The following is a 23,449-nucleotide window of genomic DNA, read 5'->3' on the forward strand; positions in this document are numbered from 1 at the left end:
GGGCGCGGGGCGCGCGGCCTGCGCGGTCCCCGCGTCGGCGGCGGGCGCGGCGGCACCGGGGGCTCCCGGGCCGGCCTTCCCCTCGGCCGCGGTCTTCGGGCTGCCGCCCGCCGGCCCCGGCTTGTAGTCCGCGAAGAAGTCCCACCAGGCTCGGTCTACCGAGTTCGGGTCCTGGAGGTACTGCTGGTAGATCTCGTCGACGAGCCACTCGTTGGCACCGAAGGCGGGGGAGGGGGTCTTCCCCTCTCCGTCCTGCTCGGTCGAGACGCTCGAGGTGTTGGGGGACTGTGACGACACGGCGGCAACCGCCCTCTTCCGCTTCCTTAGGTGGTGGACAGCGGAAATAAAGGCTACGCCTACCGAGGCGATCCTTGCAGTCCGCACGGGGTCGTCGTCGCGTACGTCACACTGCGGAGCTGGTTTGGTGCGGTTTCCGGGCGGGAAAAACCCGAAGTTTCGCCGTCAGCTGAGGAACCGGACCGGACCCGGGTGCGTCCCGCGCGTGACTCTACCCCGGTGAGCTGGGGCGATGCCCGGCCGGACAGCCGTGCGCCCCCACGGACCGGCCGTCCGTGCCGGGCCGGAGCCGTCCGTGCACCCGGGGTGAGCGGGCCGCTCGCGGAGGCCCGTGGGCGCTCCGGGGGACGCCGGTGGATCTCCCCGGGGCCCCCGCGGGGCGTGCGGGGAGCGCCGCGTACTTCCCCCGCACGCGTCAACCGCGGGCTGGATCCGGCCCCGGAAGGGTGACCCGTATCCGGCAGCCCCGGGGGGACTCGGCCACCCTGATCACACCACCGTGCAGATCGACCGCCCAGCGCGCGATGGCCAGTCCGAGCCCCGTGCCGCCGTCGGAGCCGCCCGAGGGCCGGGGACCGGCCGCCTTGGCGCGGTTGAAGCGCTCGAAGACGCGGTCCCGCTCCTCCTCGGGGATGCCGGGGCCCTCGTCCAGCACCTCGACCTCCAGGCTGCCCGGCAGCTCGCCGCCGCGCGCCCGTATGGTGACCCGGCCGTGCGGGGGGCTGTGCTTCACGGCGTTGTCCACGAGGTTGGTCACCACCTGGTGCAGCCGCTCCGCGTCCGCGTACGCGGTCAGCTCGGGCGGGGAGACGTCCAGGTGCAGGTGCACGTCCGTGCGGGCGTGCCCCGGCCCCTTGCTCATGTTCGCCTCCTTGAGCACGCCGGCCAGGTGGGGCCACACCTCGAAGCGGCGGACGTGCAGCGGCACCACCCCGTTGTCCAGCCGGGAGAGGTCCAGGAGCTGGTCCACCAGCCGCCCCAGCCGCTGGGTCTGGGAGAGCGCGGTGCGCATGGTCTCCGGGTCGGGGTCCGAGACCCCGTCCACCACGTTCTCCAGCACGGCGCGCAGCGCGGCGATCGGCGTCCGCAGCTCGTGCGAGACGTTGGCGACCAGCTCCTTGCGGTGCTGGTCGACCGCTGCCAGGTCGGCCGCCATGCGGTTGAAGGTCTTCGCCAGCTCGCCGAACTCGTCACGCCGCCCGCCGCGCACCCGGCGCGAGTAGTCGCCGTGCGCCATGGCGCGCGCCGCGTGCTTCATCTCGTCCAGCGGCGCCGTCAGCGACTGCGCCACGAACTGCGTCAGCAGCAGCGAGACGATGATCGACAGGATGGTGATGACCCGCAGTTCCGTCGCCGAGTGCACGGCGAAGAGCGCCAGCAGCGTGGTGATCACCACCGAGACGATCACCAGCGCGCCGAGCGCCGCCTTGACCGAGCGGTACGGGTCGAGCGGGCGCAGCCCCTCCCACGCGCGGGACCAGAGCCGGGAGCCCGCGGCGCGCAGCCGCCCGCCCATTACGCCCCGTCGGCGGCGGGGGTGGCGGGCGCCGGCGTCTCCAGCGCGTAGCCGACCCCGTGCACCGTGCGGATGCGCTCCGCGCCGATCTTGCGGCGCAGCGCCTTGATGTGGCTGTCCACGGTGCGGGTGCCGGAGGCGTCCGCCCAGTCCCACACCTCGGCCAGGAGCTGCTCGCGGGAGAGGACCGCCCGCGGCGAGTGGGCCAGGCACACCAGCAGGTCGAACTCGGTCGGCGTGAGATGCACGTCCTCACCCGAGACCCGCACCCGGCGCTGGGCGTGGTCTATCTCCAGCTCGCCCAGGCGCAGGGTGCCGTTGCGCGGGGTGCTGGCGGCCAGCGCGGCGCGCTCCACCCGGCGCAGCAGGACGTGCACCCGGGCGGCCAGCTCCCGCATGGAGAACGGCTTGGTCATGTAGTCGTCGGCGCCGACGCCGAGCCCGACCAGCATGTCCGTCTCGTCGTCCCGCGCGGTGAGCATCAGCACCGGCACCGGGCGCTGCGCCTGCACCCGGCGGCAGACCTCCAGGCCGTCGAAGCCGGGCAGCATGATGTCCAGGATCAGCAGGTCCGGCTGCCACGCCTCCGCCGTCTCCACCGCGGCGGGGCCGTCGCCGGCCGTCTGCACCTGGAAACCCTCGGCCCGCAGCCGCATGGCGATGGCGTCGACGATCGTCGGGTCGTCCTCGACGACCAGGATGCGTCGCTGCGCGCCCGGGGTGGTGGCCTGAGCGGCCGTGCCGCCGTGGTTCTGTGGTGTGTTCTTCTGGTCCATTCGGCCCGCCCGTGCGTCGCCCCTGCTTGCGTTGTGTGTACGTGCTGGGCAGCAGCGTAAGCGCCGCGCGGGTACCGCGGCTACGTCGCTCTCCGCGCGAGATGGACCACGTCGGGGACGCCTCGGACGACCGGGATCTCTTCCGTACGGACCCGGACGAATCCGGAATGCCGCAATGCGTCCTCGAAGGCGGGCGAGGGGCGGGCCGACCAGACCGCCAGCACCCCGCCGGGGGCCAGCCGCTCCCGGCAGGCGGCCAGTCCCGCGGGGGAGTAGAGCGCGTCGTTGTCCTCGGTGACGGTCCAGTCGGGTCCGTTGTCGACGTCCAGGCAGAGCGCGTCGTAGGCGTCGTCCGCGGTGCGCAGCCAGGTCAGCAGATCGGCGTGGACGAGTTCGGTGCGGGGGTCGTCCAGCGCGGCCGCGGAGACGGCGGCGAGCGGGCCCCGGCGGTGCCAGTCGAGGATCGCCGCCTCGCGCTCCACCACGTCGATGCGGCCCCAGGCGGGCTCCGCCGCCGCCTCGGCCAGCGAGAACCCCACCCCGAGGCCGCCCAGCAGCAGCGCGGGCGGCTCCGTGCGGGCCCCCAGTTCCGCCAGCGCGGCCCGGACGAGCAGCCGCTCGGAGCGCCCGTCGGAGGTGTCCATCAGGAAGCAGCCGTTGGCGATGATCTGGAGCAGCGGGCCGTTCCGGCGCAGCACCACCTCGCCGTACGGGCCCTCGCGGCGGTCCAGCACCCGGGGCGCCTCCTCGCCGGCGTCCCCCGGGGAGCCGGGGTCGGCGGGGTGACCGGTGTCCGCGGGGTCGTACGGGCCGTACGGGGGCTCCGGTGCGCGTGTCATGGCGCCCATCCTGGCGCATCGCCCGTGCCCGGCGGCCCGTCCGGGGCGGCCCGCCGGCCGGCCCGCACCCCGCGCGCACCGTCGCGATCGCCCTGAGCGAACGCCGTCCGCCCGGGCGTGCCGCTCCCGCCCGCGGGTGCCCCCGACGCTGATCGCCCACAGCGAACATCCGCCCACCGGGGGAACACCAGGCGGTCCCGCCGCATTGAGCCCGTACAGCTCAACTTGCCTGCCTAGGGAGAGATCATGGCTGTCACGCCCGCAACGCTCACCCTGCCCGTGCTGCCTCTCGACGACGAGGTGGTGCTCCCCGGCATGGTGGTGCCGCTCGAACTGTCCGCCGCCGAGGTACGCGCCGCGGTGGAGGCCGCGCAGTCCGCCGCCCGGGAGCGGGAACCCGGCGCGGGCAAGCCGCGGGTGCTGCTGGTCCCACGGGTGGACGGGTCCTACCCGGACATCGGCGTGCTGGGGCGCGTCGAGCAGGTCGGCAGGCTGGCCGACGGCGATCCGGGCGCCCTCGTCCGCGGTCTGCACCGGGTCCGCATCGGCTCCGGTACCACCGGCCCCGGCGCCGCCCTCTGGGTGGAGGGGACCGAGATCGAGGAGCGGGAGCCGGAGCCCCTCCCCGGCGCCGTCGCCGAACTGGCCAAGGAGTACAAGGCGCTGGCCACGAGCTGGCTCCGCAAGCGCGGCGCCTGGCAGGTCGTGGACCGGGTGCAGCAGATCGAGGGCATCGCCGCACTCGCCGACAACGCCGGCTACTCGCCCTTCCTGACGACCGAGCAGAAGATCCGGCTGCTGGAGACCACCGACCCGGTGGAGCGGCTGCGCCACGCCACCGAGACGCTGCGCGAGCACCTGGCCGAACAGGACGTCGCCGAGTCCATCGCCAAGGACGTGCAGGAGGGCGTGGACCGGCAGCAGCGCGAGTTCCTGCTGCGCCGCCAGCTCGAGGCGGTCCGCAAGGAGCTCGCCGAGCTCAACGGCGACCCGGAGGACGAGGGCGAGGACTACCGCGCCCGGGTGGAGGCCGCCGACCTGCCGGAGGAGGTCCGCAAGGCGGCCCTGAAGGAGGTCGACAAGCTGGAGCGCGCCTCCGACCAGAGCCCCGAGGGCGGCTGGATCCGCACCTGGCTGGACACCGTGCTGGAGATGCCCTGGCAGGTGCGCACCGACGACGCGTACGACATCCCCGGCGCGCAGCGGGTGCTGGACGCCGACCACGCCGGGCTGAAGGACGTCAAGGAGCGGATCACCGAGCATCTCGCGGTCCGCAAGCGGCGCACCGAGCGCGGACTCGGGGTGATCGGCGGGCGCCGCGGGGGTGCGGTACTGGCCCTGGTGGGTCCCCCGGGCGTCGGGAAGACCAGCCTCGGCGAGTCGGTGGCCCGCGCGATGGGCCGGAAGTTCGTCCGGGTCGCCCTGGGCGGCGTACGGGACGAGGCGGAGATCCGCGGCCACCGGCGCACCTACGTCGGGGCGCTGCCCGGCCGGATCGTCCGGGCGGTGAAGGAGGCGGGCTCGATGAACCCGGTGGTCCTCCTCGACGAGATCGACAAGGTCGGCTCCGACTTCCGCGGCGACCCGGCCGCGGCGCTGCTGGAGGTGCTCGACCCGGCGCAGAACCACACCTTCCGGGACCACTACCTGGAGGTCGAGCTCGACCTCTCCGACGTGGTCTTCCTGGCCACCGCCAACGTCCGGGAGGCCATCCCGGAGGCGCTGCTGGACCGGATGGAGGTGGTGCAGCTCGACGGCTACACCGAGGACGAGAAGGTCGTCATCGCCCGCGAGCACCTGCTGCCCCGGCAGCTCGAACGGGCCGGACTGCGGCCGGACGAGGTGGTCCTGGACGAGGCGGCGCTGCGCATGCTGGCCGGCGAGTACACCCGCGAGGCGGGCGTACGGAACCTGGAGCGGGCGCTCTCCCGGGTGCTGCGCAAGGTGGCGGCCGAGCACGAGCTCGGCAGCCGGGAACTGCCGTCCACCGTCGGAACGGACGGGCTGCGGTCACTCATCGGGCGCCCGCACCACACCCCCGAGTCCGCGCAGGATCCGGCCGAGCGCCGCACCGCGGTGCCCGGGGTGGCCACCGGGCTGGCGGTCACCGGCGCCGGCGGCGACGTCCTGCACGTGGAGGCGTCGCTGGCCGACCCGGAGACCGGGGGCGGCGGGCTGACCCTGACCGGCCAGCTCGGCGACGTGATGCAGGAGTCGGCGCACATCGCGCTCTCCTACCTGCGCTCCCGGGGTGCCGAACTGGAGCTGCCGGTCGGCGACCTGAAGGACCGCGGGGTGCATCTGCACGTCCCGGCCGGCGCCGTGCCCAAGGACGGGCCGAGCGCGGGGATCACCATGACGACCGCGCTGGCCTCCCTGCTCAGCGGCCGCCAGGTGCGGCCGGACGTGGCGATGACCGGGGAGGTCTCGCTGACCGGCCGGGTGCTGCCGGTCGGCGGCATCAAGCAGAAGCTGCTCGCCGCGCACCGCGCCGGGGTGACCACCGTGATGCTGCCGAAGCGGAACGAGCCCGACCTGGACGACGTGCCGCCCGAGGTGCTGGAGGGGCTGGACGTCCACCCCGTGACGGATGTGCGCCAGGTGCTGGAGCTGGCGCTCAGCCCGGCGTCCGCCCCCGCGCCCGGCGCGGCCCCGGAGGTCCCGGCCGCGGCGTGACGGCCGCCGCGGCGCGTACGCAGCGCGGCGCGGCGGGCCGCGGCCGGGACACAGAAGTGGCCCCTCCCGCCCGGTGGAGGGGCCACTTCAGCCGTGAGGGGCGCCGGCGCCGCCCGACGCCCCGGTTATCCACTGGGTGTGGACATGACATTCACGGACGGTACGCGCGGAGAACCCGCCCCTGGAAGGGATGCGCGGCGTGCCGTTGGTCTAGCCCTGCGGAATACTGGCGGAGCTGCGACGATCGGGCTCGCGGACGGAAACTTTCACGACGGGAAGAGCCGGGGAGAGGGCGCTGACGTGCACGAGGGCGGCCGGGAGGGCGATTTCGGACCCGAGTACCTGGATCTGGAACGCGAACTCGCCGTGCTGCTGCGGCGGGCCCGCGCCTCCTCCGGCGAACTGGCCCGCGAGGTCCACCCCGACCTGGAGCCCGGCGCGTACGGGCTGCTGGTGCGGCTGGAGGACGCGGGCCCGCAGCGCGCCACCGCCCTGGCCGCCTACTTCGGCGTCGGCAAGGCGACCATGAGCCGGCAGCTCCGGGCGCTGGAGGAGCTCGGGCTCATCGCCCGCACCCCCGACCCGGAGGACGGGCGCGCCTGGCTGATCGAGCTGACACCCGGCGGGCGGACGCGGTTCTCCCGGGTGCGGGCGGCGCGGCGCGCCGAGTACGCCCGCCGGCTCGCCGCCTGGGACCCGGACGAGATCGCCGAACTCGCCCGCCTGCTGCACCGCTTCAACGGGCTGATGCCCTGACGAGCCGGGTGCCGCCGGCCGGGCGCGCGGCGGGGCCTCCGCCCCGTGGCCCGGCGTGCCGGGCACGCCGGCGTCACCCCGGCTCGGCGAGGAGCACGGTGGCGTCGTCGTGGCACTTGCCGCGCGGGAAGCGGGCGCCCTCCGGGTCCGCGGACTCCGCCTCCCGCACCCGGCGCAGCAGCGTCGCCGCGCCGTCCGCGCGGACCAGGGCGAACAGGTCCGCCCAGCCGCCCAGCCGGAAGGTCTCGACCCAGCGGGAGGCGCCGTCGGTCACGGCCAGCAACGCACGCACCCCGGACCGCGGGGTGCGGCCGGTGAGGGCGAGCCGCGCGACCCCCGGGTCCGCCGCGGCGGTGTGGAAGCCCCGGCCGTCCGGCGCGTTGCGCAGCGCCTCCACCGCGCGGGCGTACTCCGCGGCGGCGGTGACCCGCTCCGGCGCGTCCCGCGGCAGCGCCCGTACCCGGTCGCGCAGCCCGGTGACGTCCGGCGGCAGCCGGTCCAGCCGGTTGTCCAGCACCGGGTGCACCGCGCCGCCGGGGCTCTCCAGCAGCAGGGCGGAGTCGGAGAGCACCAGATGCTCCACCTCCTGCTCGTCCCAGCGGGCGGCGACCACCGTGGACTGCGGAGTCCGGGGGTGAGAAAGATCACAGGTTTGACGGTGGGCGCCGGCGGTACGCGCGAGGGCCTCGGCGAGACACTCCGTCAGCGTCAGATCCCGTCGCGAACCGGACAGTTCGAGCAGCGCGCCGCCCAGCCGGGCGGTGAACCACGGCACCCCGTGCACGCATCCGTCCCCGCCCGCGGGCGGCGTCACCCCGTCCAGGAGGACGACCGCCCCGCCCGCTCCCGACGCAGGCAGCACCGCCGAAACGTGGTCCTCGTTGGGCCGGCCGGGGTCCCCCGGCTCGGTGACGGTCTCGATGCGCATGCCCGCAGTCTGCCGCAGCGGCGACGGCGCCGGGCCGGGCGACCCGTCAGAGACCGTCCGTCGGACCGGGCCGGCAGGTCAGCGGCTCGCAAAGGGCCCGAGTTCTGCCGGAATACGGTCTTCCGCGCAGCTGCGAGCGGGCATCTTGCCAGGCCACGGCGCGGATTTCCAACCGCCTCGCCGCGCTCCGGGGGTCCCGCCGGTCAGGCGGCTTGTTCGCCGACTCCCGAGTGATGTTCACTCCTTCGGGTGGCGCGGCACGGGGAACCACATCCGCCCCATTCCGGCACTGACAGGGTCGGACGTCGTGAGTCGCGGCGGGACGGGCGGGACCGTCCCGTGCCGCACAGGCGGACTGCCGCCCCCGGGCCGACCCGGGCGGCCGGGACAGAGATTGCGAGCACGGTGCGGACGAAGCGACTTCGGAAAGCTGGCGGGACCGACACGCAGCCCACCGACCCCCCGCAGCGTCGCGCACGGGTGCGCAACCGGCTGCTGGTCTCCGTCGCGCTCTGCTGCGTCGCCGTGGCGGCCGCCGGCGCCCCCGGTCTGGTGAGCGCCTCCGGGGCGCTCTCCGACGCGCAGGACCTCGTCGACCGGGCCACCCTCAACCAGCGGGCAGTCGCACTGGCGCACTCGCTCTCCGACGAGCGCGACGACGTGGTGGAGTTCGCCGCCGCCGGCCGGGCCGGCGCGGCCGCCGCCGAGCCCAGCGCCTCCCAGCAGGCCCGGGTGGACCGGCAGATCACCGAGGTGCTGGCGGCGGACGAGCTGCCCCGGCCGCTGGTACGCAGCCTGCACGAGCTCCCGGAGACCCGGCAGCAGGCGCTGTCCGGCGAGAGCACGCCGCTCGAGGTCTACGAGGCGTACTCCGCCGCCCTGGAGCAACTGCTGGCCGTCTCCCGCACCGTCGCCCAGGGCATCGCCTCCGACCCCGGCGCCGGGTTCGCCTCCCCGGAGACCTCCGCGGTCGCCACCGCCGAAGCCCTGCCGCACCTGGGCCGCGCCGTGGAACAGGCCGGCGCCACCCGCGGGCTGCTGCGCGGCGCCCTCGCCGGTGACGGCGCCCAGCCGGCCCTCACCGGCGAGGCCCAGCTCGCGCACGTCCGCGAGCAGGCCGCGCTGGCGGACTTCGAGCAGACCGCCGGCACCGAGGCCCGCGAGACCTACGGCAAGACCGTCACCGGCACCGACGTGGAGCTGGCCGACCGTTACCTCGCCCGGCTCACCGACGCCCCCGCGCTCTCCGCGGAGGACCGCGGGCTGGACCCCGAGCGCGTCGCCGCCGCGCTCTCCGCCCGTATCGACCGGATGCGCGGAGTGCACTCCTCGCTGGCCACGGCCGAGGTCGCCCGGCTGGAGGGGGAGCGCGACGACGCCGTCACCGCGCTGGAGCTCCGCGTCGGCCTGGTCGCCGCCTGCCTGCTGCTCGCCACCGGTATCAGCGTGCAGACCGCCCGGTCCCTCGCCCGGCCGCTGTCCGTGCTGCGCCGCGGGTCGCAGCGGCTCGCCGGCGATCCGGCCGGTGCGGAACCGGTGCGCTTCACCGGCCGCAACGACGAGTTCGCGGACGTCGTACGGGCCCTGAACACCCTCCGGGAGACGGCCGCCACGCTGCACCGGCGGGCCGGCGACGCCGAGGCGGACCGGGACCGGCTCCGCGACGAGAGCGGCGAACTCGCCGCCGAACGGGACCGGCTGCGGCAGGAGCAGGAGGCCCTGCGGGAGCAGCTGGAGGCCGGCCGCGGCGCCGTGCACGGCACCTTCGTCCACCTCGCCCTGCGCACCCTCGGGCTCGTGGAACGGCAGCTCGGCATCATCGAGTCGCTGGAGGCCGAGGAGGCCGACCCGGACCGCCTCGACACCCTCTTCAAGCTCGACCATCTCGCCACCCGGATGCGCCGGCACAGCGAGAACCTGCTGCTGCTGGCCGGGGCCGAGCACACCACCACGCACCACAGCGGACCGGTACCGCTGCTCGACGTGCTGCGCGCCGGCATCAGCGAGATAGAGCGCTACGAGCGGGTGCAGCTCGCCTCCCTGCCGCCGCACGTCCAGGTCGCCGGGTTCGCGGCGGACGACCTGAGCCACCTGCTGGCCGAACTGCTGGACAACGCCACGGCGTTCTCCGCACCCGACGCCGACGTGGAGCTCTCCGGCTGGCTGCTGGAGAACGGCGAGATCATGCTCTCCGTGCAGGACCAGGGCATCGGCGTCACCGCAGAACGCCTCGCCGACCTCAACGCCCGCCTGGGCGCGCCGGAGCAGCAGCAGCCCCCCGGCGCCGAGGGCGCGGACGAACCGGGCACCGGCCTCGGCATGGGGCTGTACGTGGTGGCGCGTCTGGCGACCCGGCACGGGCTGCGGGTGCAGCTCCGCGAACAGAAGCAGGGCGGCATCGCCGCGGTCGTGGTGGTGCCGCGCACCCTGCTGCCGGACCGTCCCGCACCGGGCGGGACCGTGCCGCGCGGGGACACCCCGGGGGCGGGCACGGCACCGAGCCTGCCGGGATCCGTGGCGGAGGCCAACTCCAACACGCTGCCGCGCCGCGCCGGCCCGGCCGCCCCCACCACCCACGGCACCGGGAGCGCCCCGGAGACGGCGCCGCGGGAACCCACCACGCACACGACCGGCCCGGCGGACGCGCAGGCCGCCACCGGGGTGCCGGGGGACGCCGCGGAGGCGCCCACCGGCGACCGCCCGGACCCGGGCCCGCCCACCGACGGCGGCGCGCCGGAGACCTCCGGCGCGCCGGAGACGGGGGCCGCGCCGTCCGGGGCGGGCCTGTCCGGCGCCGCGGACGGCGCGGCAGCCGAGGACCCCCTCGGCGCCGGCCCCGGCTCGGCTCCCGGTGCCGCCCCCGCGGACGGCGGGGAGGAGCCGGCGTACTCGGCGTACTCCGCGCTGGAGGGAGCCTTCGGGGCCCCGCACGGCGGCGCCCCGGAGCCCTCTGCCGCGGACGCCGCAGGCCCGGAGCGACCGGTGGTCCCGCAGCCCCGGCGACCCGCACCCGCCGAGCCCGGAACGGGCGCGTCCCCGCAGAGCGCCGGCCCGGACCCCGTCGGTCCGGGGCCCGCCGGCCCGGTGGCGGCCGATGCGGAGTCCGCCGGTGCAGGGCCCGCCCGCCGGGAGTCCGCCGATCCGGTGCCCCCCGGCCCGGAGTCCGCTCCTCCGGGGCCCGCGGGCCCGGCGGGCCACGACCCGGACGCCGGCGGGGTACCCGGGCCGGCGGCCCCCGCACCGGATCCCGCGGGCAGCCCGGCCGGAACCCCCGAAGAAACCCCCGCAGCGGACGTCGCGCCCGCCGCGGAGCCCACCCCCACGCACACCGACAAGGGCCTGCCCAAGCGCACCCCGAGACATGTGACCGCCGCGGGCGCCCCCGCCCGCCCCCGCAAGAGCGGGGCCAACGCCGACGAACTGCGCCGCCGCCTCGGCGGTTTCCAGCGCGGCGCGCAGGACGGGCACCGGGACGCGGCTGCAGAGAACCGTGAGCGCGGCGAGGAAGAGGAGACACGGCGGTGAATCCCCCCACCACGAAGAACACAGCGCACCCCTCCGGCAGTACCCAGGCGCGGAACCTGCGCTGGCTGCTGGCGAACCTGGTCGACGAGGTACCCGGCGTGCTCTCCGTCGCCGTGGTCTCCTCCGACGGGCTGCTCCTGCTCTCCTCCGAGCCGGTGACCCGCGAGCCCGTCCCCGGGGAGCCCACGGACGCCGAGGCGCCCGGCGGCGAGGCACGTCCCGCGGAGCGGGGCCCGAAGGGATCCAGCGCGGATCTCGCGACGATCGTCTCCGGTCTCGGCTCGCTCACCGCCGGGGCCGCCAAGCTGATGGACGGCGGCGGCGTCAGGCAGACGATGGTCGCCATGGACGAGGGGAGCCTGTTCGTGATGTCGATCAGTGACGGCTCCCTGCTCGGCGTGCACGCCGCGCCCGACTGCGACATGAGCGTGATCGCCTACCACATGGCCCTCTTCGTCGGTCGCGCCGGACACGTCCTCACGCCCGAACTCCGCACCGAGTTGCGCACGTCGATGGAGCTGGAGCTGGAACAGTGACCTCCCGAGCAACGCCCCCCTCCCTGCCGATACGCACTCCCGCCCGGGTGCGCCCGTACGCGCTGACCGGCGGCCGCACCCGGTTCGGGCACGTCCTGCTCGTCGAGACCTTCGTGGCGGCGATCGAGGCACCCCCCGAGCGCCCCGAACTCGCCGCCGGTACGCTGCGCGACCGGGTACTGCCCGAGATGCAGGCCATCGTCGAGCTCTGCCGCCGGATGCGCACCGTCGCGGAGGTCGCGGCGCTGCTGAAGATGCCGCTGGGCGTCGTGCGGGTGCTGCTGAGCGACCTCGCCGACCAGGGGCGGATACGTGTGCACGGAACCGGGCACGGCACCGAGCGGCCGAACCGGGCACTGCTGGAAAGGGTGTTGGGTGGACTTCGCAGGCTCTGAACCGAGCGCGGCCTGGCAGGACGATCTGACCCGGGCCCCCATCTCCACCAAGATCGTGGTGGCGGGCGGCTTCGGTGTCGGGAAGACGACCTTCGTCGGCGCGGTCTCCGAGATCGAGCCGCTCACCACCGAGGCCGTGATGACGCAGGCGAGCGAGGGCACCGACGACCTCGCCGCCACCCCCGAGAAGCAGACCACCACGGTCGCCATGGACTTCGGGCGGATCACGCTCGACGCCGACCTGGTGCTCTATCTCTTCGGCACCCCGGGCCAGCAGCGCTTCTGGTTCATGTGGGACGACCTGATCCGCGGGGCCATCGGGGCGGTGGTCATGGCGGACACCCGGCGGCTGGAGGACTGCTTCCCGGCCCTCGACTACTTCGAGAGCTGCGGTCTGCCCTACGTGGTGGCGGTCAACCACTTCGAGGGCACCACCGCGTACGCGGCGGAGGACGTGCGCGAGGCGCTGTCCGTCCCCGCCGAGGTTCCGGTGGTGATCATGGACGCGCGGAAGCGGGACACGGTGACCGAGTCGCTGCTGGCCCTGGTCGGGCACGCCGTGGACCTCGCCCCCGCCTGAGCCGCGCCAAGCCCCGGCCCGCCCCAGCACCCCCCGCCGCGCCCGTACGCCGTCCGCCCGGGCGCCACACACGCAACACACGCAGGGAGATCCGCCATGCGGAAGATACTCATCGTCGGAGCCGGTCAGGCCGGGCTGCAGCTCGCCCTCGGCCTCCAGGCCCAGGGCTACGAGGTGACCGTGATGTCCAACCGGACCGCGGAGGAGATCCGCGGGGGCCGGGTCATGTCCACCCAGTGCATGTTCCACCGGGCGCTCCAGCACGAGCGGGACGTCTCCGCCAACTTCTGGGAGGGGCAGGCCCCGAAGATCCAGGGGCTCGGCGTCTCGGTCGCCGGCCCGGACGGCTCCCGCGCGGTCGACTGGCTCGGCCGGCTCGACGGGCACGCCCAGTCCGTCGACCAGCGCGTGAAGATGGCCGGCTGGATGGAGACCTTCGCCCAGCGCGGCGGCCAGCTCGTGATCCACGGCGCCGCCGTCTCCGACCTCGACTTCTTCGCGAGCCGCTACGACCTGGTGCTGGTCGCCGCCGGCAAGGGCGAGCTGGTCTCGATGTTCGCCCGGGACGCCGCCCGCTCGCCGTACGACACCCCGCAGCGCGCCCTGGCGGTCAGCTACGTGCACGGGCTCGGCCCGCGCCCCGAGCATCCGGAGACCGAGGCCGTCCGGTGCAACCTGGTGCCCGGTGTCGGCGAACTCTTCGTGATGCCCTGCCTGACCACCTCCGGCCGCGCGGACATCCTCTTCTGGGAGGGCGTCCCCGGCGGTCCGCTGGACGCCTTCCAGGAGACCAAGGACCCGAACGAGCACCTGGCGAAGACCCTGGAGCTGATGGAGCGCTTCACCCCCTGGGAGTACGCCCGCGCCACCAAGGTCGAGCTGACCGACGCCGGCGGCACCCTGGCCGGACGCTACGCCCCCACCGTGCGGCAGCCGGTCGGCCGGCTGCCCGGCGGCGGCCGGGTGCTCGGCGTCGCCGACGTGGTGGTCGCCAACGACCCCATCACCGGACAGGGCTCGAACTCGGCGGCCAAGTGCGCCGCGTCGTACCTGGCGTCCATCGTCGAGCACGGCGACCGCCCGTTCGACGAGCAGTGGATGCAGGCGACCTTCGACCGCTACTGGGAGACCGCCCGGCACGTCACCAAGTGGACCAACGCCATGCTGGCGCCGCCGCCGGAGCACGTGCTGAACCTCATCGGCGCGGCCGGGCAGGCGCAGCCGGTCGCGGACCGCATCGCCAACGGCTTCAACGACCCGTCCGACTTCGAGGACTTCTTCTACGAGCCGGAGAAGGCCGAGGCCTATCTCGCGAGCGTCACGGGCTGACGCCCGCCGCGCCCGGCGCACCGGAGGCCGCCTGGGTCACCGCGGGCGGCGGCTGCCACGAGGGGAGCGGCGCCGCCCCGGGGTCCGGGCGCACCGCGCCCAGCGGCGGGTCGTCCGCGACCGGCGCCAGGGTGACCCGGCCGCCCGGTCGCGGCGCGTGCACCACCAGCCCGTGCCCGGCGTAGAGCGCCACCCGGCCGGCCTTCGGGTGATAGAGCACCAGGTCGCCCGGGCGCACTTCGTCCAGCAGCACCCGGTGCAGCCGCCGCCACTGCCGCACGCTGGTACGCGGCAGGGACCGCCCGGCGTGCCGCCAGGCCCGTGCCACGAAGGCGGAGCCGTCCCCCGGGCCTTCCGCGCCCTCCGTGTACTCCGTGCCGAGCTGCTCCAGCGCATGGGTCAGCGCCTGCTCGCCCTGCGCGCTGGGGGCGCGGGTGCCGGTGCCGTCCCCCGGCGGCCCGGAGTGCGGGAAGGCGCCCGGGGAGTCCGCCCGCCGCGCGGACTCGAGGGCCCGGAGCTGCGCCAGACGGTCGTCGTCGAGCGAGGTCAGCAGCTCCTCGACGCGCCGCAGCTCCTCCCGGGCGGCGTCCCGGCGCTCCCTGCGCTGCCGCGCCAGCTCCCGCTTCTTCCGCAGGGCCTGCCGCTCCCGCTCCACCAGCGCGTTCCGGTGGCGTTCCCCGCTGGCGAGGCGGCGCACCGCGGCGTTCTGCCGTACGGCCGCGCGCTCCAGGGCGTGCCCGTGGTGCAGGGCGCTCATCGGGTCGTCGGCGAAGAGCAGCCGCACGGCCGGCGGCACCCCGGGAATCTCGCCCCGGTACTGCCGCCGGGCCAGCCGCCCCGCCGCCTCCCGCCCCGCGGAGAGCGCGTCCCGGGTGCGGGCGAGCCGTTTCCGCAGCCGGTCCACCTCGGCGCGCTGCGTCCGCAGGCGCTGCTCGGCGGCGTGGTACGCCTCGGTCGCGGCCTCGGCCCGCCGGTACCGGGTGCGCAGCTCGGTCAGCAGTTCGTCCAGGGGTGCGTCCGCCGCCGGTTCGCCGGGGGCCCCGGGGTTCGCCGGGGCCGTGGGGGCGCCGGTGGTCGGGGGGTTCCCCGGGCCGCCGGGCTCCACGGGCTCCGGGGAGGCCGCCGGGTCCGCGGGGGAGCGGTGGCTGCCGGGGGCCGGCAGCCCCGGGCGCGGGGCCTCCGCGGTGTGTGCGGGGTGGGCGGCGAGCAGCACCGCCGTCGCCAGGGTCGCCGCCGCCGTACTGACGGTCCGTCGGGTCATCGGGGGACTCACCTCCGTGGTGTCCCACTGATCCTGACCAGGCGTCAGCAGACCGCGCGCGCCGGAGTGGGCGGATCCGCCCACTCCCCGTCACCCGTGGGTGTGGCCCCTCACCCGTGCGGACCCCGGGGGCCGGTGCGGGCGCCGGGCCGAGGCGGCGTCAGCTCACCCCGCGGGGACGGAACTGGACGCTGATGCGGGGACCCACCGGCCGCCGCGTCTTCGGCACCGCGTGCTCCCAGGTGCGCTGGCAGGAACCGCCCATCACCAGCAGATCGCCGTGGCCCACGGTCTGCCGCAGGGTGCGGCCGGCGCCGCCCTCCCGGGGGCGCAGCAACAGCGGCCGCGGCTCGCCCACGGAGACGATGGCCACCATGGTGTCCTCGGTGCTGCCACGCCCGTGCCGGTCGCCGTGCCAGGCGACGCTGTCCCGGCCGTCGCGGTAGTAGCAGAGGCCGGCGGTGCGGAACGGCTCGCCGAGCTCCGTGGCGTAGTGGCGGCTCAGCGCCGCGCGCGCCTGCTCCAGGACGGGGTGGGGGAGCGGGTCGTCCTCGCCGTGGAAGGAGAGCAGCCGGGGGACGCCGACCACCCGTTCGTACATCCGGCGTTCCTCGGCACGCCAGGGCACCTCGGTGCGCAGGTACTCGAAGAGCCCGTCCGCCCCGGCGACCCAGCCGGGGAGCAGATCCAGCCAGGCGCCCTGGGTCAGCGGGCGGCGCCGGACCGCGTCGAGCGGTCCGAGGGTGATCTCGCCGCCCTCCTGAAGGTCCAGGAGAGAGGGCTGGAAGTACGGTGTCACGCAGCCAGGGTAGCGCGCTTGTCGAACGGATGTTCTGGTAGTGGATGTGTGAGGGGTGGCCGGAAGTGTGCGGTGGCCGGGGCGCGGGTGAACGGAGAGCACGCCCGGGCCGTACGCACCCCCGTGCGTCCTGTTCCCGAGCGAGGAGGATCGGCCCATGAACACCAGAACCGGGCTTCCCGTCCAGGCGTTGCCGGACGGTGAGGCGGAGGTCGCCGTCATACTGCGGCTGACCTGGGAGGATGTCGCGGCCCTCGGTCGCGAGGCGAGTCGGCTGGCCGCCCGGTTCAAACGGCCGGTCGGTCTGGACGAGGCCGCGAGCCACCGGCTGCGCGGGCGCCCCGCCCTCGGGCAGGGCAGCCCCGAGCGGGCCGAGCCGGCAGGGCGCCAGGACCGCCCTCCGGAGGGTGCCGAGCCCGCGGGCCGGCAGGACCGCCCGGAGCGGGCCGTGCCCGGGAGCCGGGCCGAGCGCCCGGAGCCGGGTGCCCGCCCGGCGGCCGGCCTGAACGGCACCGGCCGCCCCGGAGTCGTCCCGCCGCCACCGCCTCCGTCCCCGGCCGCCGCCCGCGAGTGACCCGGCCGCCGGTCCCCGGCGCCCGCCGGGGCGGTACGCGTCGCCGTGCGGCCGGTGTCCGCATCCACCCGGGACCCTCGCCCGGGGCGGGTGCGGAGTCCCGGCGTGCGTGCCGTCGCGGTGCGTACCCGGGGCGGCGCGATCCGGCGGCAGGGAGAGGCCGCCGGGGGCGCGGGCCGTGCAGCGGCCGCCGGTTCCGCCGTACCCGCGCCGCCGGGGACGAGCGCCGTCGCAGCGGGAGAGGCGTGCGGGTTCCGGGGGCGTCAGCGGCGGAAGAGCCCGCGGGGGAGGAGGGCACGCACGCGTGCGGCGTGCACGTCGATCTCGTGCCGGCAGTGCTCCGGCAGCCACTCCGCAGCGGGCCGCTCCCCCTGGTCCCCCAGGTCCAGCAGCCGCCCCAGCGGTCCCGGCGCCGGCCGGGACCCGGGCTCCTTGTGGAGGCACGCCAGCAGCGCCGGGTGCAGTCCCTCGGGTACCCCGGTCAGGTCGGGGCTCTCGCGGGTCGCCGGCAGCACGGAGCCGTGGAAGGGCAGGCGGGCGGAGGCGGCATGGGCCAGCACGACGCCCAGTTCGAACATGTCGTCCGCCGGTCCGGCGGCCTCGTCGTCCTCCGCCGGCCCGGCACCTCCCGGTCTCAGCCCGCTGTCGAGCAGCCGCGGGTGGTCGGCGGCCAGCAGCACGTTGCCGGGCCGCAGGTCGCGGTGGGCGAGCCCGGCGGCGTGCAGCGCCGCCAAGGCCCCGCAGAGGGCGCCGCCGAGCGCCCGTACGGCGTCCTCGGGCAGCGGACCGTACTCCCGTACGACCGTGCCCAGCGTGGGCCCGGGCGCGAACTCGGAGGCCAGCCACGGCAGGTCGCCGTCCAGCTCGCACGCGAGGGCGCGGGCGACGCAGGGCAGACCGGGGTGCCGGGCGGTCGTGCCGGTCTCGTGCCGCACCCGGGCGCGGAGCTGCCGGTCGCGCAGCAGCTCGGGCCGGAGTGCGCGTACCGCGACGGTCTGCTTGCGCAGGCCGGGGCGCGGAGTGCCGCGGCCGAGGTAGACCGGGCCCAGGGTGCCGCCGCCCAGCACGCCGTGCACCCGGAACGGGCCGAGCCGGCGGGGGTCGGCGCTCCCGGGAGGGGCGATGCCTTCGATCACCGGAGCAGCGTAGGCCCGCCGGCCAGGCGGTGGAGGGGCTGCGGCGGAACCTGCCGAACTTCTTCGCAACCGACGCCGGCGCGGTCACCCGCCGGCGTCTCCCGTCCGCCGGCTCCACGGCCGGCGCAGCGGCCTCCGGGGCGCCGCCTCCGGGTCGTACACGTACCGCCAGCCGCGGGGCAGCCGGAGCCGGGGCGTCAGCGCGGCCGGCTCCAGCCGGTACACGTGCACGGTGCGTCCCGCGTCTCGCCTGCCCGGCTCCCCGGGCACCGGCACCTCGTACGTCTTCGGGGGCCGGCCGGTGGGCCCCACCAGGACGGGCAGCACCCGGCCGTCCAGGGGGCCGCCGACGAAGGGGGTGTCCTCGCTGCGCACGCCGCTCAGTCCTGCGGCTGCGGGTCGGGGCAGGGCTCGGAGAGGCGGCGGGCGCCGGGGCCCTCGTCGCCCAGCCGGTCGTGCGGGTTGGCCAGCGCGCAGCGGTCGATGGAGAGGCAGCCGCACCCGATGCAGTCCGTGAGGTTGTCCCGGAGCTGCTCCAGCAGCCGGATCCGGGCGTCCAGGTCGCTGCGCCAGCACTCCGAGACCCGTGCCCAGTCCTCACGGGTGGGCGTACGGCCCTCCGGGAGCAGGGCCAGCACCTCGCGGATCGCGGCGAGCGGGATGCCCAGCCGCTGCGACGCGCGGATGAAGGCGACCCGGCGCAGCGTGTCGCGGCTGTAGCGGCGCTGGTTGCCCGCGGTGCGGCGGCTGTGGATCAGCCCCTCGCGCTCGTAGAAGCGGAGGGCGGAGGTGGCGACGCCGGCCCGCTCGGCGAGTTCGCCGACCGTGGCCTCCCGGGCCTTCCAGGACAGATGCGTGGACATGCGCCCAGCCTAGTCCGGGCTCAACGGCCCTTTACCTCTCACCGGGGCCCGATTCCCCGGTCTCCGGGTGCTCCGCGCCCTCGCCCCCCGGCAGCACGGCCTCGGCCAGCAGCGGCGCGACCCGCTCCACCAGCGACGCCACCGCACCGTCCGGCTCCTCCAGCTCCAGGGCGCGCCGCAGCACCGACGCCGTCTGTGCGTCGTCCGCGGCGGTGGCCACCAGCAGGGTGATCAGGTGGTCCAGCAGCCAGCGGCGCAGCTCGGCCCCGGGGGGCCGCTTCCCCTCGTCCAGCCAGATGAGCGAGGCGCCCTCCACGGCACTGATCCAGGTCCGCACCATCAGCCGCAGCCGCGGCCCGGGCTCGGGGATCTCCAGGTGCCGCAGGATCTGCTCGGCGGCGTCCCGGCGTACCTCGTCCACGATGGCGCCGGTGCCGGAGGTCTCCACCACGCTGCCGCCCTGAAGCAGCGCCTTGAACCCGGCGGCGTGCTGGTCGACGAAGTCGAGGTAGCGGGCCAGCGCCCGGGAGAGGCGACCGGTCAGCGGCCCCTGCGCCGGCTCCCGGAAGCATCCCTCCACCTCGTCCGCGGCCGAGCGGAGCGCCGCCTCGTAGAGCTGCTGCTTGCCGCCGGGGAAGTAGCGGTAGACCAGCGGCCGGGAGACGCCGGCCGCGCCCGCCACGTCGTCCAGGGAGACCTCCTCCGGTGCCCGGCGGGCGAACAGGTCCAGGGCGGTCCGGATGAGCTGGCCGCGCCGCTGGTCGACGCTGAGCCTGCGGTACGCCGGGGCGGTCATGTCCAGCAGCGTAACCGCCGGCACCCCTTTCCCGGGGCCGAGGGCGGTCAGGCGAGCAGCCCGGAGCTCTTCCACATGCGGCGCCCGACGCCGCGCAGCACCCCGATCTCGTCCAGGAAGTCGGTGAGCCGCCGGGCGCCCTGCTGCATCACCTCCCGGCGGTGTGCGCTCGCCCGTACCTGGGCCACGGCCTCCCGCCGGTCCAGCCCGGCGTCGGTGTAGACCTGCGGGTTCACGAAGGAGAGGGAGAAGACCCGGGCCGCCTCGCCGGAGCTGATCCGGGTGAGCTCCGCCTCCCAGCGGGGGCAGCTCACCATCTGGCGGCGGAGCTCCTCGCGGGCGTAGCGGACGTGCCGGGCCTCCTCGATGACGTGGATGCGGGTGACGCCCCGCACCAGCGACTGCACCCGCTCGTCGGGGAAGGTGAGCCGCTGCATCCAGTCCAGGATCTCCTCGCCGAGCAGCGTGGCGGTGAAGGAGCCGGGCGTGGTGGAGACGGTCTTGAGCACCCGGGCGAGGTTGTGGTGGAGCCGGCGGACGGGGTACGCCGGGGCGCCGCCCCGGTTGATCATGCGGGCGAACATCATGGAGTGCCGGCACTCGTCGGCTATCTCGGTGAGGGCGTACCGGACGTGCGCGCTGGTCAGCGGCTTGTCGTAGATGTGCCGGGCCAGGAGCTGGATGAGGATGACCTCGAACCAGATGCCCAGCGACGCCAGCGAGGCGGCCTCCAGCCGGGACAGGTTCATCCGCTGCTCCTCGGACATCCGGCGCCACAGCGGGGTGTCGTAGAGGGAGACCAGCTCGGGCGGCCAGAACCACTTCCCGTCCTCCAGCGGAGCGTCCCAGTCCAGCTCGGTGTCCGGGTCGAAGGAGTGCTTGCGGGAGGACTCCAGGAGGCGCTGGGCGACCTGCTCCCGGTCCCTGAGCTGGCCGAGGGCGTCCCGCAGGACCTCGGTCTCGGTCATGGTGGTCATGACAGTGCGCACCTCACAGTGGTGTTACCGGCGGTTACCAGCGTGGTCACCACTTATGAGACTGCGCGTCAGCAAGCACGTCAATCCCCTGTACACGTCAATCCCCCGGGCGTCCGGCGCGCCCGGCGGACACGTCACCGCGCCTCCGGGCCACGGGGCGTCCGGAGGCGCGGTGCGCTGTGCGGCCGGCGTGCGGATCACGCGCCGGTCGCGCGGAGGGGCTCAGTGCCGGCAGAAGTGCGGCGCGGGGCCGATGTTCTTGATGTAGCGGGCCGAGGCCCACATCCAGTTGCCGTTGGCCAGCTTGTACCAGCGGGGGTTGCCGTTGATCACCTGGCCGTTCACCTTGCAGCGGATCTTCACGATCTGGCCGTGCTTGAGGAAACCGACCACCCGGTGGCGCTGGCTCGGGCCGGTCCGCACCTTGAGGCCGGTGCGGGCGATCACCTTGCCCAGGTAGGTCCGGTGCCAGCCGCCCATCTGCGGGGCCTGCTGCGGGGCCTGCTGCGGGACGGTGACCTTGACGGGGGCGGCGGGCGCGGACTGCTGCACCGCCATCGCGGGGCCCGCCGCGGTCATGGTGGCGACGGCGCCGCCGGCGGCGCACAGAGCCACCTTGCTGAACGTGGACTGAAGCACAGTGCCTCCTACGGAGGGGAAGGGCCCCTGGGACGGGGGCCTGGAAGAGAACGCGGGGACGCGGTCCGTGCCGGACCGGTCACCCTGTGCGTAAATAACGCTAAATGCCCCACTTTGTGCCCGCAACTCGTCACGGTGAGCAGCCCTCGTCGGAGGGCTCGGCGGCGGGCGCCGGGAGACCCCGGCCCCCGGGCCCCTCGGGGGGCCTGGCGCGGCGTTCACCGGCGCAGCCGGGCCACCTCGGCGCGCAGCCAGGGCAGCGCGTCGTACAACGCCTCGCCGGGGCAGCGCGTCTCGAAGCTGTCCCGGTGGCCCGCGACGACCGGGAGGGAGGCCTCGGTGCCCTTGTGGAAGCGGCTCTCGCTGTTGGTGGACACCAGCCGCACCCGGCCACGGGGGTCGGCCGAGGGCTCCAGCTTCCAGGCGGCCACCGCCGCCACGGCGTCCAGCATCGGCCGGGGCACGTGTGCGCCCGCAGGAAAGGTGCCGAGAGCGGCGATGCCGACGCTCGCGGTGTTGAACCCCCGGGTGTGCGCGCCGAGCACCTTGCGGCCCACCCCGCCGCCGCGCCCCTCGTAGATGTTGCCGCAGCGGTCGACGACGTAGTTGTAGCCGATGTCGTCCCAGCCCATACGACGGACGTGGTCCCGTTGCAGCCCGCGCAGCATCGCGGGCACGTCGGCACAGTCGTACGTGTTCGGATGGTTGGTGTGATGGATGAAGACGGCCCGCACCTTCTCCACGTACGCCGGGGACTCGCGTACGAGCTCCTCGTCCGCGCCCCAGGCCGGGCGCCGCGTCAGCTCGGGCCGGGGAGCGGCCGGGCCGGCGGCGGGGCGTGCGGAGTCGCGCCCGGGCACGAGGTCGTGCACCGGGTCGCCCCACCGGATGAGCAGCGCCAGCGGAAGCATCGCCGCCGCCAGCGCGAGCCGGGTCGGCCGCATACGCCACACGGTGCGCGCCGGGACGGTCGTTCGCACATCTGGACGCAGCCGTTCGGGTGAACCGTGACCGCCCCCTCACGCGCCGCGCAGTCGGCGGGACGGCGACAATGGAGGGGTGGGCGAGGAGGCAGAGCGGGCGGAGGAGGCGCGCAGCGACCGGACGCCGGAGGTGCCCGGGGCCGGCCGGGTCGTTCCGGGGCGGGGCGGCGCCGGCTCCTCCCGCGCGGCCGACGACCCGCCCGTGGCCGACCGGCGGGAGGAACTGCTGGCGGCCGCCGCCGAGGTGTTCGCCGCCCACGGCTACCGGGGGACCACCGTCCGCAGGATCGCCTCCGAGGTGGGGATGCTCGCCGGCAGCCTCTACCACCACTTCGACTCCAAGGAGTCGATGCTGGACGAGATCCTCGCCGCCTTCCTCGGCGACCTCCGGCAGCGCTACGAGGCCGTGCTGGCGTCCGGCCTGGACCCGTGGGAGACCCTGGAGGCACTGGTCGCCGAGTCCTTCCGGGCCGTCGCGCGGCACCCCGCCGCCGTGGCCGTCTACCGCGGAGAGGCGCCGTTCCTGGCCCGGCTGCCGCGCTTCGGGTATCTCGCCGACGCGCAGCGCCGTTTCGCGCGGGCGTGGCGGGAGACCCTGGAGCGCGGCGTCGCCGACGGGGTGTTCCGCGCCGACCTCGACGTGCGCCTCACCCACCGCTTCCTGCGGGACGCGGTGTGGGTGGCCGCGTCCCGGTACCGGCCGGGCGGGCGGTATTCCCCGGAGGACCTCGCCCGGCACTTCCTCTCCCTGCTGCTGACCGGCATCGCCGCCCGGAACTGACGCCCCCGGCGTCCCTCGCGGCGCCGCCGCCGGGTTTCCGGTGACCGGTGCGGTACCGGCACGGTGCGGCCCGTACCGCCGCCAAACGCTTGTTCAGCCGGGTGTGCAAGAATTGCGCGGCGCTGAAATTGCCATGAAACCGCAGCGGAATCGGTGGCCGCTTCCTGACACGCCGGTGCCCCGCGCGTGCCGCACGGTTTCCGCAAAGCGGGCGCGCCGGGGCGAACTCCGCATCACGCCCGTCGCCTGCCGTGCCGTTTCCGCTCTTTGTCCGCTTCGTGGCGTTCCCTCTGGTGCGTTGACCGGGGTGGGGGGCGGGTATATGGTCACTGCCGTTTGCGCTCCGGGAAATCGCATTCCCGGTGATTACCGATCGCTCGCTGTTTTCTGCACGCACCTGTTCTGTGTCATATTCCGACGACGGAGTTCTGGGATGCTGGTCATGAATGACGGCCGTTCGCGGCCTGCCCGAGCCGGAACCGGAGCG

At 75.4% G+C, this 23,449-nt stretch carries 23 protein-coding genes; 9 read left to right on the top strand and 14 right to left on the bottom strand.

All coding sequences use genetic code 11. The features are described from left to right. The 4 genes from HOY81_RS27600 to HOY81_RS16560 all read right to left on the bottom strand — a co-directional run. Positions 1-297, bottom strand: a 297-nt coding sequence (locus HOY81_RS27600) for a hypothetical protein (RefSeq protein WP_308341081.1), incomplete at its 3' end; no start/stop codon positions are given. Between the two features lie 415 nt (positions 298-712). After that, positions 713-1,813: a HAMP domain-containing sensor histidine kinase gene (locus tag HOY81_RS16550; protein WP_237321193.1), complete on the bottom strand. Its 1,101-nt coding sequence runs from the start codon at positions 1,811-1,813 to the stop codon at positions 713-715. After that, positions 1,813-2,589, bottom strand: coding sequence for a response regulator transcription factor (locus HOY81_RS16555; protein WP_237321194.1), 777 nt, complete (start codon positions 2,587-2,589; stop codon positions 1,813-1,815). Before HOY81_RS16555 ends, HOY81_RS16550 begins: the two co-directional genes overlap by 1 nt. Before the next feature lie 80 nt (positions 2,590-2,669). Continuing rightward, positions 2,670-3,437 carry a spermidine synthase gene (locus HOY81_RS16560; RefSeq protein WP_237321195.1) on the bottom strand — a complete coding sequence of 256 codons (768 nt, stop codon included), beginning with the start codon at positions 3,435-3,437 and terminating at the stop codon, positions 2,670-2,672. 237 nt (positions 3,438-3,674) lie between these two features. Here HOY81_RS16560 and lon point away from each other — a divergent pair, with 237 nt between their 5' ends. Next, complete coding sequence (gene lon, locus HOY81_RS16565; protein ID WP_237321196.1) at positions 3,675-6,104, top strand: endopeptidase La; 2,430 nt, start codon at positions 3,675-3,677, stop codon at positions 6,102-6,104. Positions 6,105-6,404: 300 nt separating this feature from the next. Further along, positions 6,405-6,860 carry a MarR family transcriptional regulator gene (locus HOY81_RS16570; protein ID WP_237321197.1) on the top strand — a complete coding sequence of 152 codons (456 nt, stop codon included), beginning with the start codon at positions 6,405-6,407 and terminating at the stop codon, positions 6,858-6,860. Positions 6,861-6,933: 73 nt separating this feature from the next. Here HOY81_RS16570 and HOY81_RS16575 read toward each other — a convergent pair whose 3' ends face one another. After that, the gene (locus HOY81_RS16575) at positions 6,934-7,788 is read right to left on the bottom strand and encodes a protein phosphatase 2C domain-containing protein (RefSeq protein ID WP_237321198.1); all 855 of its coding nucleotides are present in this window, start codon (positions 7,786-7,788) and stop codon (positions 6,934-6,936) included. Positions 7,789-8,268: 480 nt separating this feature from the next. On the opposite strand from HOY81_RS16575, the gene HOY81_RS16580 reads away from it, so the two are divergent. From HOY81_RS16580 to HOY81_RS16600, 5 genes are all read left to right on the top strand, one after another. Then, a complete protein-coding gene (locus tag HOY81_RS16580; protein WP_237321199.1) occupies positions 8,269-11,313 on the top strand; it encodes a nitrate- and nitrite sensing domain-containing protein in 3,045 nt (1,014 codons plus the stop codon). Continuing rightward, positions 11,310-11,849, top strand: coding sequence for a roadblock/LC7 domain-containing protein (locus HOY81_RS16585; RefSeq protein WP_237321200.1), 540 nt, complete (start codon positions 11,310-11,312; stop codon positions 11,847-11,849). The genes HOY81_RS16580 and HOY81_RS16585 overlap by 4 nt, the downstream gene beginning before the upstream one ends. Further along, the gene (locus HOY81_RS16590; protein ID WP_237321201.1) at positions 11,846-12,244 is read left to right on the top strand and encodes a DUF742 domain-containing protein; all 399 of its coding nucleotides are present in this window, start codon (positions 11,846-11,848) and stop codon (positions 12,242-12,244) included. Before HOY81_RS16585 ends, HOY81_RS16590 begins: the two co-directional genes overlap by 4 nt. Next, entirely contained in the window at positions 12,225-12,824 is a 600-nt protein-coding gene (locus HOY81_RS16595; protein ID WP_237321202.1) for an ATP/GTP-binding protein, read from the top strand. The genes HOY81_RS16590 and HOY81_RS16595 overlap by 20 nt, the downstream gene beginning before the upstream one ends. Positions 12,825-12,920: 96 nt before the next feature. Then, the gene (locus HOY81_RS16600) at positions 12,921-14,153 is read left to right on the top strand and encodes a styrene monooxygenase/indole monooxygenase family protein (protein WP_237321203.1); all 1,233 of its coding nucleotides are present in this window, start codon (positions 12,921-12,923) and stop codon (positions 14,151-14,153) included. On the opposite strand, the gene HOY81_RS16605 is transcribed toward HOY81_RS16600, so the two are convergent. Then, a complete protein-coding gene (locus HOY81_RS16605) occupies positions 14,143-15,414 on the bottom strand; it encodes an NlpC/P60 family protein (protein WP_237321204.1) in 1,272 nt (423 codons plus the stop codon). The genes HOY81_RS16600 and HOY81_RS16605 overlap by 11 nt on opposite strands. Before the next feature lie 160 nt (positions 15,415-15,574). Further along, positions 15,575-16,213, bottom strand: coding sequence for an alpha-ketoglutarate-dependent dioxygenase AlkB (locus tag HOY81_RS16610; protein ID WP_237321205.1), 639 nt, complete (start codon positions 16,211-16,213; stop codon positions 15,575-15,577). A gap of 157 nt (positions 16,214-16,370) precedes the next feature. On the opposite strand from HOY81_RS16610, the gene HOY81_RS16615 reads away from it, so the two are divergent. Next, on the top strand, positions 16,371-16,787 hold the full coding sequence (locus tag HOY81_RS16615; RefSeq protein WP_237321206.1) for a hypothetical protein: 417 nt from the start codon (positions 16,371-16,373) through the stop codon (positions 16,785-16,787). Positions 16,788-17,050: 263 nt separating this feature from the next. Here HOY81_RS16615 and HOY81_RS16620 read toward each other — a convergent pair whose 3' ends face one another. From HOY81_RS16620 to HOY81_RS16650, 7 genes are all read right to left on the bottom strand, one after another. Then, positions 17,051-17,923, bottom strand: coding sequence for a protein kinase (locus HOY81_RS16620; RefSeq protein ID WP_237321207.1), 873 nt, complete (start codon positions 17,921-17,923; stop codon positions 17,051-17,053). Positions 17,924-18,007: 84 nt separating this feature from the next. Further along, on the bottom strand, positions 18,008-18,298 hold the full coding sequence (locus HOY81_RS16625) for a hypothetical protein (RefSeq protein ID WP_237321208.1): 291 nt from the start codon (positions 18,296-18,298) through the stop codon (positions 18,008-18,010). A gap of 5 nt (positions 18,299-18,303) precedes the next feature. Then, positions 18,304-18,786: a redox-sensitive transcriptional activator SoxR gene (gene soxR / locus HOY81_RS16630; RefSeq protein ID WP_237321209.1), complete on the bottom strand. Its 483-nt coding sequence runs from the start codon at positions 18,784-18,786 to the stop codon at positions 18,304-18,306. Positions 18,787-18,817: 31 nt separating this feature from the next. Continuing rightward, the gene (locus HOY81_RS16635) at positions 18,818-19,582 is read right to left on the bottom strand and encodes a TetR/AcrR family transcriptional regulator (RefSeq protein WP_237321210.1); all 765 of its coding nucleotides are present in this window, start codon (positions 19,580-19,582) and stop codon (positions 18,818-18,820) included. 47 nt (positions 19,583-19,629) lie between these two features. Next, a complete protein-coding gene (locus HOY81_RS16640) occupies positions 19,630-20,559 on the bottom strand; it encodes a diiron oxygenase (RefSeq protein WP_237321211.1) in 930 nt (309 codons plus the stop codon). 222 nt (positions 20,560-20,781) lie between these two features. Continuing rightward, positions 20,782-21,198 (bottom strand): SH3 domain-containing protein, encoded by a 417-nt coding sequence (locus tag HOY81_RS16645; protein ID WP_237321212.1) that lies wholly within the window; start codon positions 21,196-21,198, stop codon positions 20,782-20,784. 218 nt (positions 21,199-21,416) lie between these two features. Next, positions 21,417-22,142: an N-acetylmuramoyl-L-alanine amidase gene (locus HOY81_RS16650; protein WP_237321213.1), complete on the bottom strand. Its 726-nt coding sequence runs from the start codon at positions 22,140-22,142 to the stop codon at positions 21,417-21,419. A gap of 241 nt (positions 22,143-22,383) precedes the next feature. Here HOY81_RS16650 and HOY81_RS16655 point away from each other — a divergent pair, with 241 nt between their 5' ends. After that, positions 22,384-22,962 carry a TetR/AcrR family transcriptional regulator gene (locus HOY81_RS16655; RefSeq protein WP_237321218.1) on the top strand — a complete coding sequence of 193 codons (579 nt, stop codon included), beginning with the start codon at positions 22,384-22,386 and terminating at the stop codon, positions 22,960-22,962. The last annotated feature ends 487 nt before the right edge of the window (positions 22,963-23,449 follow it).

It is taken from the genome of Streptomyces sp. JJ36 (genome assembly GCF_021696945.1).
Classification (GTDB): Bacteria; Actinomycetota; Actinomycetes; order Streptomycetales; family Streptomycetaceae; genus Streptomyces.